The sequence below is a fragment of the Streptomyces sp. NPDC005533 genome (genome assembly GCF_042871845.1).
Classification (GTDB): Bacteria; Actinomycetota; Actinomycetes; order Streptomycetales; family Streptomycetaceae; genus Streptomyces.
On sequence record NZ_JBIAJH010000036.1, the window covers coordinates 1 to 12,421 of the forward strand.

The following is a 12,421-nucleotide window of genomic DNA, read 5'->3' on the forward strand; positions in this document are numbered from 1 at the left end:
GCCCGCTGGGCATCGGTGACCGACAACGGCGGAATCTTCGGGCCTGGACGACTCATGCCCGACTAACAGTGAATCTCTGACTCAGGTCACTAGGGGTGTCTTTCGGATGTTTCCCGCTCGCCGGGGGAGCCGCGGGCTGGTCCACGAAGAGCGCCACGACAGGGCCTAGGTGTATTGACCCGCAGCCTTGTTGATTCGGCTGATGGGTGGCTTGCCTTTGAGTGCGGTGTGGCAGCGGTGGTGGTTGTAGGTGTGGAGGAAGTCTGCCAGGGCCGCTGTCCGTTCGTCGTTTGAGGTGTAGGGCCGCAGGTAGGCCCATTCGTCGAGCAGGGTGCGGTTGAAACGCTCGACCTTGCCGTTGGTTTGCGGCCGGTAGGCGCGGGTGCGCTTGCCGGCCGCGCCGAGGTCGGCGAGTGCCTTCTTCCAGGCCTTGGCCTTGCGGTAGGACCAGGCGTTGTCGGTCAGCACCCGTTCGATCCGGTCGATGCCGTGGCCGGCAAAGAACGTGGCCGCCCTGCGCAGGAAGTCCGCGCAGGTGTCGGCCTTCTCGTCGGTGTGGATCTCGCTGTAGGCCAGGCGGGTGTGGTCGTCGACCGCGGAGTGGACGTAGTCGTAGCCCACGCCGGTCTTCCTGGCCCGCCCGGCCTGGCGGCCCAGCATTTTGTGGCCGCCGCCGTCGGGTATCCGGCCGAGTTTCTTCACGTCGACGTGGACCAGCTCGCCTGGCCTGTCGCGTTCGTAGCGGCGGATCACGGTGCCGGTCGGGCGGTCCATGTAGGAGAGGCGGTGCAGACCGTGCCGGGTCAGGATGCGTTGGACGGTCGAGGCGGGCAGGCCCACAATGGGCCCGATGCGGGCGGGGCCGAGCTTGCGGGCCTGCCGCAGCTCACACACCTGGGCCTCGACGGTGGCGGCGGTCTTGTGCGGCATCGAGTGCGCCCGGCTGGAGCGGTCAGTCAGGCCTGTATCGCCCTCGGTCCGCCACCGGCGGACCCATTTGTGGGCGGTGGCCCGCGATATACCCATCTCTGCCGCGACATGCGCGACAGGCCGGCCCGAGCGGACACGTTCGACGAGCAGTCGCCTACCGAAGACGGTCAGACGGGCATTACGGTGGGACACGAAGACCTCCGTGCGGTGAGTTCCTAGACAGCTCCCACCACACCGGAGGTCTTCGCCATGTTCAAGACCCACCGAGCGTCAACAACGCTCATGATCAATACACCTAGGCTGCTGCCGTGAACGTCATCCTCTTCGGCGCGACCGGCATGCTCGGCCGGGGCGTCCTGCGCGAGTGTCTGCGCGACGACTCCGTCGAGAGCGTCCTGGTCATCGGACGCACCCCGCTCGGCGTGAGCCACCCCAAACTGCGCGAGCGCGTCCAGGCGGACCCGTCCGACCTGGTCGCCGCGGAGGTCGACCCGGCCGCGTACGACGCCTGCTTCTTCTGTCTCGGGGTCTCCTCCGTCGGCATGAAGGAGGACGACTACCGGCGCGTCACCCACGACCTGACGCTCGCCGTGGCCCGGCCGCTGGCCGCCGCCAACCCCGGTCTGACCTTCGTCTACGTCTCCGGCGAGGGAACGGACAGCACCGAGCGGGGCCGTTCCATGTGGGCCCGGGTCAAGGGGAAGACCGAGAACGACCTCCTGGAACTGCCTTTCCGCGCCTACATGTTCCGCCCCGGCATCGTCCAGCCGGTGCGCGGCGTGCCGTCCAAGACCCGGCTCTACCGCGTGCTCTACGCGCTCACCGCGCCCCTGGTCCCGCTGCTGCGGCGGGTCGCGCCGAACCTCGTCATCACCTCCGACACCCTCGGCCGTGCCATGATCGCCGTCGCCACGCCCGGCACCGCGGTCCCCGGCCACGTCCTGCGCCCCGCCGACATCAACCGCCTGGGCGCCGCCCCGACCAGGGAAAACTGAGTACCGGGCAGCCCCTCCCACAGGTGAGAATGGGCCATCTCAATCCGGGAGGAACCCATGAGCCAGGACACCCTGACTCTGCATGACCTGCTGCCCGCCCAGGCGCTGGCGGCCTCGATCGACGCCGGGTACGTGACCCGCAAGTCGCACCCCGAGCTGCCGCTGTCCATCTACACGTACACGAGGACGGCCCAGTACGAGCGCGTCTGGGACGAGGTCACCACCCGCTGCCGCGGACTCGTCGCCGACGACGCCACCGGCGCGATCGTCGCCCTGCCACTGCCGAAGTTCTTCAACGTCGGCGAGCACGAGGCGGGCATGCCGTACGCGCCCGCGCTCCCCGACGAGCCGTTCGAGGTGTACGACAAGGTCGACGGCAGCCTCGCGGTCGTCTTCCACTACGCGGGCCGCTGGCGGGTCGCCTCCAAGGGTTCCTTCATCAGCGCCCAGGCCACGTGGGCCCAGCGCCGGCTCGACGCGAAGGACACCGCGGCCCTGCGCCCGGGCACCACCTACCTCGCGGAGATCCTGTACCCGCAGAACCGCATCGTCGTCGACTACGGCGAGCGCCGGGACCTCGTCCTCCTCGCCGCCTTCGGGCCGGACGGCACCGAGGTGCCGCTCGCCGAGGCCGCGCCGCACTGGGAGGGCATCGGTTCCGTCGTCACGGTGTGGCCCGCCATGCCGCTCGGCGAGCTCATCGCGCTGACCGAGTCCAACACGCTGCCCGGCGGCGCCACCGCGACAGGCATGGACGCGGAGGGCTTCGTCCTGCGCTTCGCGTCCGGCGTGCGCGCCAAGGCCAAGCTGTCGGAGTACGTGCGGCTGCACAAGGTGCTCACCGGCGTCACCGAGCGGGACGTCTGGCGCGGCCACGGCATCCAGCGCTTCGCCGGCCTGCCCGCCAAGCAGCTCGCCCAGGGCCTGAACTGCACGGTCGCCGAGATCGAGGCGTGGGGCGGAAAGCCGCTCGACGCGCTGCTGCAGCAGGTCCCCGACGAGTTCGACCACTGGGTGCGCGAGGTCATCGCACGCCTGGAGGAGCGGGCCGCGCGGCACGAGCGCGCGATCGACGAGGCCTTCGCGGGTCTCGCGCACCTGGCCGCCGACCGGGGCGCCTTCGCCCGCGCGGTCAAGGAGCTGGACGACCGTACGATCCGCCCCGCGATGTTCATGCGGCTGGACGGCCGGACGACCGAGCTCACGACCTGGCGGCAGGTGCGGCCGGAGACCGCCGACCCCTACATCGGCGACGAGGAGAACCGGACCGTGTCGGAGGAGGAGCGCGCACCCGCGTCCGCGTCGACACCCGCGCCCGCGCCCGCGGCCACCGCACCCGCGTCGGCGCCGAGGGTGGCGCCGCGCGTCCCGGCGCCCGCCGCGGAGGAGGCCGCCGCGGACCCCACGGCGCAGGAGCCCCCGCTGCCCGTCGTGCACCTCATGACCGGCCTGCCCGCCTCCGGCAAGACCACCGCGGCCCGCGCCCTCCAGGCGCAGTCCGGCGGCCGGATGCGGCGCGTCAACCTGGACGATCTGCGCGCCATGCTCGACCTGCCGGACCCCGGGCGGGGCCGGTCCTGGGCGCACGAGCAGACCGTGCTGGAGGTCCAGGACGCGGCCGTCCGCGCGGCCGTGGACGGCGGCTTCGACGTGGTCGTCGACAACACGCACCTGACGAAGCACATCCCGAAGCGGCTCAAGGCGGCCGTCGGCGGGCTCGCGACCTTCGTCGTGCACGACTTCACCGACGTCCCGCTGGAGGAGTGCCTGCGCCGGGACGCGGCCCGCGAACGGCAGGTGGGCGAGGAGATCATCCGGGTCCTGGCCGAGAAGCACGCGAAGGCCCGCAAGGGCGGCTGGCGGCTCACGGCCGAATGGCTGAACGGGACGTCCGGCGTGACGGCCGTGCCGCCCGTGACCGCGTACGTCCCCGACCCGGCGCTGCCGTCGGCGGTGATGTGCGACATCGACGGCACGCTCGCGCTGACCGGCGACCGCGGACCGTACGACTTCTCGCGCTGCGAGCTCGACCTGCTCAACGAGTCGGTCCGGCACGCGCTGGACGCGTTCAAGCGGGCCGACGGCGACGTGATCGTGCTGCTGTCGGGACGCGGTGAGGAGCACCGGCCGCAGACCGAGTCCTGGCTGCGGCGCCACCGGGTGCCGTACGACGAGCTGTGGATGCGGGCGGCGGGCGACACGCGCCGCGACGACGTGGTGAAGGCGGAGCTGTTCGACGCCCACGTCCGTCACCGGTACGCGGTACGGGTCTCGCTCGACGACCGGGACCGGGTGGTCGCGGTCTGGCGCCGGATGGGCCTGCCCACCTGGCAGGTCAACTACGGGGACTTCTAGCCGTCATGGCGGGCGTGCTGATCGTGGACGGCGCGAACGTCGTCGGCTCCGTGCCGGACGGCTGGTGGCGGGACCGGCGGGGCGCGGCCGAGCGGCTGCGCGACCGGCTGGCCCGGCGCGGCGGGGACGAGGAGATCATCCTCGTCGTCGAAGGCGCCGCCCGCGGCGTCGAATCCGTTCCCGGGGTGCGCGTGGACGCGGCCCCCGGGAACGGCGACGACCGGATCGTGGAACTGGCCGCGGCGCATGCGGACCGCGGCTGCGTCGTGGTCACGGCGGACCGGGAACTGCGCGAACGGGTCCGGGCGTACGGCGCGGAGTGCGTGGGACCCCGTACCGTACGCCCGGCGGACTGACCCGGGGTCAGTGGCAGTACTTCACCTCGGAGAGGTTCTTGACCCAGCGGGCGGAGACCCAGCGCTGCTTCCCGTAGGCGGCGCGGTTCGGGGCGTCCATCCCCTCGTCCAGGTTCTCGTTGTCGTTCTCGTCGTACAGCCGGTACCAGAGACGGTTCCCGTCGACCTTCTCGCCGTACTTCTTGCACTCGATCTCGAGCTTGTTGTTCGGGTACACGTGGCCGAGGGCCCGCGACTGGGTGGTCGGCTTGCTGCGGACCTTCAGCGGGCCCTTGGAGACGACCTTGCCGATGGCGTGCCTGTAGTCCGGGTACGTGCCGGGCCGGCCGTCGCCGACGACGATCTCACGCGGCGGTCGGTTGTCACCGTCGTCCGCCACTGCGGCGCCCGCTCCGACCAGACCGAGAACCAGGCTTCCGGTGGCGACAGCGAGGATGGTTCTGGTGGGCTTCAGCATGAGCCGGCTCCTCTACGAAGACGTCCGCCGGCCGCGTCGTGCGGCGCGGTGGCGGCAACCAGGCGGTTGCCAGGGACGACTATGACGAGGGCGGAGGTCGTAGCCCCGGTGGCTCACCGGCTTTTAGCCCGATACGAGCAATCTGTCCTACCGGTGCGCGGCGGCCGTGCCCGCCCCCGAACGGGCACGGCCGCGCAGCGGGGCCCCGGGGGGACAGGGCCGGCACCGGCCGGTGGACCGGTGCACGCAAGAACCTACGTGCGGACCGGTTCCGGCCGCGCCCATCCACGGGCTGAGACCGGCCTACCCCCTTGGGTGTCGACGCTGTACAACCAGGGGTGTACCCAAGGGGGATTGACGTGCGCTTCGTCCACGGCACCGCCGGCGGGGGAACCGCCGGGCCCGCCTCAGAGGGCGGCTGGGAGGGCGGCCTCCGGGTCGCCGTGTCACGACCGGGAGGGGGTGCCGGGGATGCCGTCCGTACTCGTCGTCGATGACCAGTTCCTGATCCGGTCCGGACTGACCGCGCTGCTGACCGCCGCACCGGGCTACGAGGTCGTCGGCGAGGCCTGCGACGGCGAGGAGGCGGTCCGGCTCGCCGCCGAGACCCGGCCTGACGTCGTCCTCATGGACATCCGGATGCCCGGCACCGACGGGATCGCCGCGACCGAGCGGATCCTGGCCGGCCAGGACCCGGCCGACGGCGGGCCCAAGGTGCTCGTGCTGACCACCTTCGACTCCGACGAACACGTCTTCCACGCGCTCCGCGTCGGCGCCAGCGGCTTCCTCGTCAAGGACGCCCCGCCCGAGCGGCTGCTCGCCGCCATCGCCACCGTGCACGCCGGTGAGATGCTGTTCAGCCCCCGGGCCCTGCGCGGACTGATCGACGCCTACGCCGCCCCGGCCGCCCGCGCCCCACACCCCGGCCTGGACACGCTGACCCCGCGCGAGCGCGAGGTGCTCGCCCTCGTCGGCGCCGGTCTGCCCAACGCCGAGATCGCCGTACGGCTCGTCCTCAGCCCGGCCACCGTCAAGACGCACGTCCACCGCTGCATGAGCAAGCCGGCCCTGTCCAGCCGCGCCCAGGCCGTCGTCGTGGCCCACGAGTTCGGCCTCGCCGCCCGAATGCGCTGACCGCGCGGCCCCCCGGATGCGGGCGGCGGAGACCCGGGCGAGAGTGGGGCCCATGGGTATCGAAGACTACGGCGGCGGGGTCGGCGCACATGAGACCGGCGTCCTCGTCGTCACGACCAACGACGTCCCCGGCTACCGGGTCGAGCAGGTCATCGGCGAGGTCTTCGGCCTCACCGTGCGCTCCCGCCACCTGGGCAGCCAGATCGGCGCGGGCCTGAAGTCGATGATCGGCGGCGAGCTGAAGGGCCTCACCAAGACCCTGGTGCAGACCCGCAACCAGGCCATGGAGCGGCTCATCGAGCAGGCGAAGGCGCGCGGCGCGAACGCCGTGCTCATGATGCGCTTCGACGTCACCGACGCCGCCGACGTCGGGACCGAGGTGTGCGCGTACGGGACGGCCGTGGTCCTGGTCCCCGCCTCCACCTGACGCGGAAATCGACATCGGCTGCCCGCCATGAGGAAGCGGCCCTGCCCCGCCCCCGCAGTCAGTACGGTGGTTCTCCCGAGACGAAGGGCGGACCGATGAGTCAACGCAAGTCTGCGGCAGAGGTGTTCGACGCGCTGGGGGAGCGCTACGAGGAGGTGTTCGGGCAGGTGCCCGGCCAGCTCGCGGCGCTCGACTGGCTCACCGCGCGGCTGCCCGGCGGGGCCCGTGTGCTGGACGTGGGAAGCGGCACCGGGCGGCCCACCGCCGAGTCGCTGGTCCGGGCCGGCTGCGACGTGACCGGCATCGACGTGTCGGCTGCCATGGTCGCCCTGGCCCGCACCCGGGTCCCGGGAGCGCGCTTCGAACAGGCCGACGTGCGCACGTACACGCCCGAGGCGGGCGGGTTCGACGCCGTGTGCTCCTTCTTCCCCCTGCTGGTGATGGACCAGCCGGAGGTGGCCGGGGCACTGGACCGCATGGCCTCCTGGGTCGCGCCGGGCGGGTACTTCGTGATGGCCACCGTGCCCGGGGACATCCGGGGCCTGGACATCGAGTGGATGGGCCACGAGGTGACGGTCAGCAGCCTGTCCACCGCGGACCACCTGGCCCGGCTCGCCGACCGCGGCCTGGAGGTCCTGCACCACCACACCGCGCCCTTCCAACCCGCCGACCCGCTGGCGGGCCCCGAGGAGCACCTCTTCTGCTACGCGCGCCGCAGCCCGTGACGGATCAGTCGACCCGGCCCCCGGACCGACTGCTGGGCGCGTAGGCGTACGGGTGCCCCGCCGACGCGGCGGCCGAACAGCCGGCTGAAGTAGGCCGCGTCCTCGTAACCGACGCGCCGGGCGAGCCCGGCGACCGGCAGGTCGGCGCGGGCCGCCAGCGCCTTCGCCCGGCTCAGCCTGCTGCCGAGGAGTGGGCCCGGCACCCTCAAGGGGACGCCTCCGCCCGGTCGCCGCGGGGCGTGCGGACGGACGGTCCGGGGGCGCGGCCCGGGCGCAGACCCACGGCCAGCCCCACGACCACCACCGACAGGCCCAGCCACACCGCCGGTCCGGGGACCCCGCTCCCGGCGAGGACCCCGGCGCCGGCCGCGGCCACCGGCGCGACGCCGGTCAGCAGTCCGGCGCGGCCCGCGCCGACGGCCGCGACCGTCCGGTACCAGAGCAGGAACGCCACCGCCGTCACCATGACGGCGAGGTACCCCGCCGCCGCCCACTGGGCCGGCCCGAGCGTCCCCAGGTCGGCAGGGCGCTCGAAGAGCACCGTGAGCCCCAGCAGCATCAGCGCCCCCAGCCACACCGCGTGCACGGACACCCCCCACGCGCCGTGCCGGCGCAGCACCGGGACGGCGAGGAGGGTGAACCCGGCCTCGCAGCCCAGCGCGAGCGCGGCCCAGCCCACCCCGGCGGCGTCCGTCCGGCCCGTCCCCTCGACCAGCACCGCCCCGACCACCACCACGGGAGCCGCCACCAACACCTGACGGCTGGGCCGCCGCCCCTCCAGGAACGGGCCGATCAGCCCCAGCAGGATCGGTACGGAGGCCACCGCGACGGCGATGACGGCCGGTTCGGCGTGCGCCACCCCGCGAACGACGGCCACGTTGAACAGCACCAGCCCGGTCGCCGCGATCCCGGCCAGCCACAGCCACTCCCGGCCGCGCGGCCGCAGCACCGGCACGCCTGCGGCCCGGGCCAACGCGGCCAGCAACAGCGCGGCGGCGGCGTACCGGACGGCCTGCGTGGCGAACAGCGGGGCGTCGACGAGCGAACGGGAGACGGTGACGCTGCTGCCGACCAGTGCCATGCCCGTGACGCCCGGGGCCAGATCCCGGAAGGCGGTCGAGCCTGCGGTGGTGTTCGAGGCGGAAGTTCTCTGCATGCGATCCAGCGTGGCCCCACAATGGACCCGTGAGCAGGTCCAATGAAGGCGCGATCCAGGGGTCCAAAAATCCCAGCTCCACAACCGAAAGGGGCACGCGTGGGAGGTCACGAGCCGAGGGGTCCACGGGCCCGAGCGGTTCGGACTTCCTCCAGCTCGACCTCGGCCAGGCCCCACCGGGCGGCCGCACCGACTGGCTGGCGGGCCGGCTCCGTGCCGCCATCGCCGACGGCACGCTGCCCGTCGGCAGCAGGCTTCCGGCGAGCCGCGTCCTCGCCGCCGAACTGCGCGTCTCCCGCGGTCTCGTCACCGAGGCCTACCAGCGCCTCGCCGAGACCGGCCAGGTCCGCGGCCGGGGCCGCGGCGGCACCGTCGTCGTCGCGGCCCCGCCCCCGGCGGCGGGGCCGACGCCCGCTCCGCACCGCGGCGGGCTGGTGGACGCCCTGCGCGCCATGCCCTGCCGGATCGACCTCTCGCCCGGGGTCCCCGACCTCACGGCCTTCCCGCGTACGGCATGGCTGCAGGCCGAGCGCCGGGTGCTCGCCGGCCTGACCCCGGCCGACTTCGGCTACGGCAACCCCCAGGGCGCGCCCGCCCTGCGCGCGGCGGTCGCCGGCTGGCTGGCCCGCAACCGCGGCATCCGCGCCGACCCCGACGAGGTCGTGGTCGTCGCGGGCGTCGCCCAGGCCCTGGGGTTGCTGGCGCAGGTCCTGCGCGAGGAGGGCGTGCACCGCGTCGCGGTGGAGGACCCCGGCTCGCTCGGCGCCCGACAGCAGCTGGAGTACGGACGGCTGGAGACCGTTCCCGTACGGGTGGACGAGGCGGGGCTCGACGTCGCCGGGCTGCGCGCGAGCGGGGCTCGGGCCGTGCTGCTCACCCCGGCGCACCAGTTCCCGACCGGGGTGGTCCTCGACGGCGGGCGCCGCCGGGACCTGCTCGGCTGGGCCGCTGCCGGGGGCCTGGTCATCGAGGACGACTACGACGCCGAGCACCGCTACGACCGCGCCCCCGTCCCCGCGCTGCGCGCCCTGCTGCCCGAGGCCGTCTGCTACGCCGGCAGCGTCTCCAAACTCCTCGCCCCCGCCCTGCGCCTGGGCTGGCTGCTGGTGCCGCCGCGGCTGCGCGACGCGGTGACCGCCGCCAAGCGCTACGCCGACCTCGGCAACCCGGTCCTCGCCCAGCTGGTCCTCGCCCGGCTGATGGACTCGGGCGAGCTGGAGCGGCACCTGCGCCACGTCCGGCGCCGCCACCGCCGGCGCCGCGACGCCATGCTCCGGGCCCTCGCCGAGCACCTGCCGGAGGCCCGGGTGCACGGCGCGGCGGCCGGCCTGCACCTGATGGTCACCTTCGACGGCGCGGGCTTCGAGGACACGGCCCTGGCCTCGGCGGCGCTGGCCCTGGGCGTCAAGGCGCACCCGCTGTCCTGGCACCGCGTCCGGCCCGGCCCGCCGGGCCTCATCCTCGGCTACGCGGCGGGCTCGGCCGGGGAGATCGAGGAGGGCGTCGCCACCCTGGGCGCCGCCCTGCGGGGCGGTCTGGCTGACGGCCCGGGCGGCGGTCCGGGCGGGCTGCCGGAAACCGGCCGGAAAGTTTTTCCGGATCGGCGGCAACCTCCCGCGGGGTCGCGCGTCGTGCGGGGGTGAAGGGCGCAGTTCCGTGCCCTCGACCCGACCGTGGAGAACCACCTTGAAGAACCTGAAGCGTGTCCAGCGCGTCTCCCTGGCCGTCCGCCGGGCCGCCGTCACCGCTGCCGCGACCGCCGTGGCCGTCTCCCTCGCCGGGCCGGCCTCCGCCGCGAGCGCGAGCTCGCCGGCGCCGGCCCCCTCGGTCAGCGTGCCGGCCGGCGCCTCTCCCAGTGCGGGCGGGACCAAGCCGTCGCCCTCGGTCAGCACCCCGCCGAGCGCGGGTTCGGGCGCGAGCGCGAGCCCCAGCGCCGCGCCCGAGGTTTCCGCGTCGAGCCGGGGGACCGCCGGTCCCACCAGGCCCAGCGCGTCCCCGTCCGCGCCCGGCCCCGCCGCCACCGAGGGCGCGGCCGAGCTCGCGCATACTGGCTCCTCTGCGACCACCACGGCCCTCGGGGCGGGGGCCGCCGGTCTGGTCCTCGCCGGCGCGGCAGCCCTGTACGCCGTACGGCGCCGCGCGAACTGAGGAATCCCGTGCTCCACCTCGCACCACCCGTCGGCCCCCTCACGCCCGGCTTCGGCCGGGCGTGGCGGGGCCTGTGGTCGTTGCTGCGCGGCGAGCGTTCCGCCCCGCCGGCCTCCCCGCGCTCGCACCGGCCCTCGTACGGGCCCTCGTACGGCTCCTCGCACACGTACGGGCCCGAGGGCCACGGCGAGCCGCAGCCGCCCACCGTCACGCAGCTCTACCACGCGCACCGGCTGCGGATGGTGCGGCTGGCGGTGCTGCTCGTCGACGACCTGGCCACGGCCGAGGACGTGGTCCAGGACGCCTTCACGGCCCTGTACCGGCGTCACGGGGAGCGGATAGCCGAGGTCGACAACGCCCTCGGCTACCTGCGCACCGCGGTCGTCAACACCTCGCGCTCCGTCCTGCGCCGCCGGCGCACCGTACGGGCCTGGACCCCGCCACCGCCCGCCGACGTACCGTCCGCCGAGGACCACGTGGTCCTCGACGAGGCGCACCGCGAGGTCCTCGCCGCGCTCGGCCGGCTGACCCCGCGCCGCCGGCAGGTCCTCGTGCTGCGCTACTGGGCGGACCTCAGCGAGGCGGAGATCGCGGCCACCCTCGGGATCAGCCGGGGAGCGGTCAAGTCCAACGCGAGCCGCGGCCTGGACGCGCTGGAACGGATTCTGGAGGGACGGATATGACGCGTGACGGCGAACGCCTCGCCGAACGGCCGGTGGAGCAGCGGCTGCGCGAGGCCCTCGACGCGCGCGCGGACAGCATCGACGTCCGCCGGCTGCGCCCCGCGGTTCCGCCCGGACCGCAGGTGAGGCGGCTGCCGGTGGAGAGGCTGCGACGGTTCGCGCTGCCCCTGGCGGGCCTGGCCGCGGCGGCTGCCGCCGGGATCGGCTACCTGCTGTTGGCCCCGGATCAGGCGCCGGGCCCGACGCCTCCCGCCACCCCACCGAAGGTCACGGGCCCCGGCCCGTCCCACCCGTCGCCGGAGCCCTCGCCGTCGCCTTCTCAGCGGTCCGCGGGGTCGACGGAGCCGAGCTCGGGCGCGGAGGTGTCGAGGAGCCCGGAGGCGTCGTCGCCCCCGGCCGCGGCGGTGAGCCCCAGCCGTTCGTCGCCCGCCGCGCCGAAGGGCTCGGGGTCGGTGTCGCCGTCGTCGGTCCCCTCCACTCCGCAGGGCCGGACGGTGACCTCCTCGCCGCCGGCCACGGGAGGTGCGCGCTAGTCCAGTCGGTACGCGCCGGGTGTCAGCGGCGGAGGTTTTCCACGGCCGACACCAGCGGCGCGAGCTCCGGGTTGCGTGCGGCCTCGTCCAGGGCCTCGCGCAGCGCGGTGTCGTTCGTGGGCCGGGCCGCGGCCAGCAGGGCCAGGCCCGCCTCGCTCACGTCGGTGTAGATGCCCCGGCGGTCGGTGTCGCAGAGGTAGCGGTTCAGCAGGCCGCGGTCCTCCAGCCTGCTGACCAGGCGGGTCGTCGCGCTCTGGCTGAGCACCACCGAGTCGGCGACCTGGTGCATCCGCAGGTGCCCGCCCGGCCCGTTGTGCTGGCGGCTGAGGACGTCGAGGAGCGAGTACTCGCGCACGCTCAGTCCGTGCCCGGCCTGCAGGGCCCGTTCGATGTGCGACTCGATCCGCCCGTGCAGGAGGGAGAGGGCGCACCAGCCCTGGGAGAGGGCGGTGAACGCGCTGTCCGTGGCCGTCATGGGCTTCCTCCGTCGAAGCGTGCGGTGCGAGCGGTGTGATCCCAGGA

General features: G+C 74.1%; 15 protein-coding genes. 9 read left to right on the forward strand and 6 right to left on the reverse strand.

What is annotated here, in order from left to right; genetic code table 11:
- Positions 1-165: 165 nt before the first annotated feature.
- On the reverse strand, positions 166-1,122 hold the full coding sequence (locus tag ACFYP3_RS28475) for an IS481 family transposase (protein ID WP_388838345.1): 957 nt from the start codon (positions 1,120-1,122) through the stop codon (positions 166-168).
- A gap of 116 nt (positions 1,123-1,238) precedes the next feature.
- Between ACFYP3_RS28475 and ACFYP3_RS28480 the strand changes: the two genes are divergently transcribed.
- Genes ACFYP3_RS28480 through ACFYP3_RS28490 form a run of 3 tightly spaced genes read left to right on the forward strand, consistent with a single transcriptional unit; the run spans position 1,239 to position 4,636 of the window.
- On the forward strand, positions 1,239-1,925 hold the full coding sequence (locus tag ACFYP3_RS28480; RefSeq protein WP_388838348.1) for an epimerase: 687 nt from the start codon (positions 1,239-1,241) through the stop codon (positions 1,923-1,925).
- A 57-nt stretch (positions 1,926-1,982) separates the two neighbouring features.
- The gene (locus ACFYP3_RS28485) at positions 1,983-4,280 is read left to right on the forward strand and encodes an AAA family ATPase (RefSeq protein WP_388838351.1); all 2,298 of its coding nucleotides are present in this window, start codon (positions 1,983-1,985) and stop codon (positions 4,278-4,280) included.
- Positions 4,281-4,285: 5 nt separating this feature from the next.
- A complete protein-coding gene (locus ACFYP3_RS28490; protein ID WP_351302793.1) occupies positions 4,286-4,636 on the forward strand; it encodes an NTP pyrophosphohydrolase in 351 nt (116 codons plus the stop codon).
- A 7-nt stretch (positions 4,637-4,643) separates the two neighbouring features.
- Here ACFYP3_RS28490 and ACFYP3_RS28495 read toward each other — a convergent pair whose 3' ends face one another.
- The gene (locus ACFYP3_RS28495) at positions 4,644-5,093 is read right to left on the reverse strand and encodes an SH3 domain-containing protein (RefSeq protein ID WP_388838354.1); all 450 of its coding nucleotides are present in this window, start codon (positions 5,091-5,093) and stop codon (positions 4,644-4,646) included.
- 471 nt (positions 5,094-5,564) lie between these two features.
- On the opposite strand from ACFYP3_RS28495, the gene ACFYP3_RS28500 reads away from it, so the two are divergent.
- The 3 genes from ACFYP3_RS28500 (at position 5,565) to ACFYP3_RS28510 (ending at position 7,379) form a co-directional block, all read left to right on the forward strand.
- Complete coding sequence (locus ACFYP3_RS28500; RefSeq protein ID WP_388838357.1) at positions 5,565-6,227, forward strand: response regulator; 663 nt, start codon at positions 5,565-5,567, stop codon at positions 6,225-6,227.
- Between the two features lie 52 nt (positions 6,228-6,279).
- Positions 6,280-6,654 (forward strand): YbjQ family protein, encoded by a 375-nt coding sequence (locus tag ACFYP3_RS28505; protein ID WP_388838359.1) that lies wholly within the window; start codon positions 6,280-6,282, stop codon positions 6,652-6,654.
- A gap of 95 nt (positions 6,655-6,749) precedes the next feature.
- On the forward strand, positions 6,750-7,379 hold the full coding sequence (locus ACFYP3_RS28510) for a class I SAM-dependent methyltransferase (protein WP_388838362.1): 630 nt from the start codon (positions 6,750-6,752) through the stop codon (positions 7,377-7,379).
- Here the strand turns inward: ACFYP3_RS28510 and ACFYP3_RS28515 are convergent.
- Together ACFYP3_RS28515 and ACFYP3_RS28520 are read right to left on the reverse strand one after the other, a co-directional pair.
- Positions 7,358-7,582 (reverse strand): helix-turn-helix domain-containing protein, encoded by a 225-nt coding sequence (locus ACFYP3_RS28515; protein ID WP_388838365.1) that lies wholly within the window; start codon positions 7,580-7,582, stop codon positions 7,358-7,360. The genes ACFYP3_RS28510 and ACFYP3_RS28515 overlap by 22 nt on opposite strands.
- Before the next feature lie 2 nt (positions 7,583-7,584).
- Positions 7,585-8,535, reverse strand: coding sequence for a DMT family transporter (locus ACFYP3_RS28520; protein ID WP_388838368.1), 951 nt, complete (start codon positions 8,533-8,535; stop codon positions 7,585-7,587).
- Positions 8,536-8,564: 29 nt separating this feature from the next.
- On the opposite strand from ACFYP3_RS28520, the gene ACFYP3_RS28525 reads away from it, so the two are divergent.
- The 3 genes from ACFYP3_RS28525 to ACFYP3_RS28535 are packed head-to-tail and all read left to right on the forward strand — an operon-like array spanning position 8,565 to position 11,366.
- Positions 8,565-10,178: a PLP-dependent aminotransferase family protein gene (locus ACFYP3_RS28525; protein ID WP_388838371.1), complete on the forward strand. Its 1,614-nt coding sequence runs from the start codon at positions 8,565-8,567 to the stop codon at positions 10,176-10,178.
- Between the two features lie 43 nt (positions 10,179-10,221).
- The gene (locus tag ACFYP3_RS28530; RefSeq protein ID WP_388838374.1) at positions 10,222-10,683 is read left to right on the forward strand and encodes an LAETG motif-containing sortase-dependent surface protein; all 462 of its coding nucleotides are present in this window, start codon (positions 10,222-10,224) and stop codon (positions 10,681-10,683) included.
- An 8-nt stretch (positions 10,684-10,691) separates the two neighbouring features.
- On the forward strand, positions 10,692-11,366 hold the full coding sequence (locus ACFYP3_RS28535) for an RNA polymerase sigma factor (protein ID WP_388838376.1): 675 nt from the start codon (positions 10,692-10,694) through the stop codon (positions 11,364-11,366).
- Between the two features lie 319 nt (positions 11,367-11,685).
- On the opposite strand, the gene ACFYP3_RS28540 is transcribed toward ACFYP3_RS28535, so the two are convergent.
- Together ACFYP3_RS28540 and ACFYP3_RS28545 are read right to left on the reverse strand one after the other, a co-directional pair.
- Positions 11,686-11,883, reverse strand: a complete 198-nt coding sequence (locus tag ACFYP3_RS28540) for a hypothetical protein (protein ID WP_388838379.1) — start codon at positions 11,881-11,883, stop codon at positions 11,686-11,688.
- A gap of 38 nt (positions 11,884-11,921) precedes the next feature.
- Entirely contained in the window at positions 11,922-12,374 is a 453-nt protein-coding gene (locus ACFYP3_RS28545; protein WP_388838382.1) for a MarR family winged helix-turn-helix transcriptional regulator, read from the reverse strand.
- Positions 12,375-12,421: the final 47 nt, after the last annotated feature.

Coding starts and splice junctions, on each gene's coding strand:
- ACFYP3_RS28520 (WP_388838368.1), bottom strand. CDS start 8,535: ATGCAGAGAACTTCCGCCTCGAACACCACCGCAGGCTCGACCGCCTTC.
- ACFYP3_RS28500 (WP_388838357.1), top strand. CDS start 5,565: ATGCCGTCCGTACTCGTCGTCGATGACCAGTTCCTGATCCGGTCCGGA.
- ACFYP3_RS28505 (WP_388838359.1), top strand. CDS start 6,280: ATGGGTATCGAAGACTACGGCGGCGGGGTCGGCGCACATGAGACCGGC.
- ACFYP3_RS28545 (WP_388838382.1), bottom strand. CDS start 12,374: ATGACGGCCACGGACAGCGCGTTCACCGCCCTCTCCCAGGGCTGGTGC.
- ACFYP3_RS28495 (WP_388838354.1), bottom strand. CDS start 5,093: ATGCTGAAGCCCACCAGAACCATCCTCGCTGTCGCCACCGGAAGCCTG.
- ACFYP3_RS28510 (WP_388838362.1), top strand. CDS start 6,750: ATGAGTCAACGCAAGTCTGCGGCAGAGGTGTTCGACGCGCTGGGGGAG.
- ACFYP3_RS28485 (WP_388838351.1), top strand. CDS start 1,983: ATGAGCCAGGACACCCTGACTCTGCATGACCTGCTGCCCGCCCAGGCG.
- ACFYP3_RS28490 (WP_351302793.1), top strand. CDS start 4,286: ATGGCGGGCGTGCTGATCGTGGACGGCGCGAACGTCGTCGGCTCCGTG.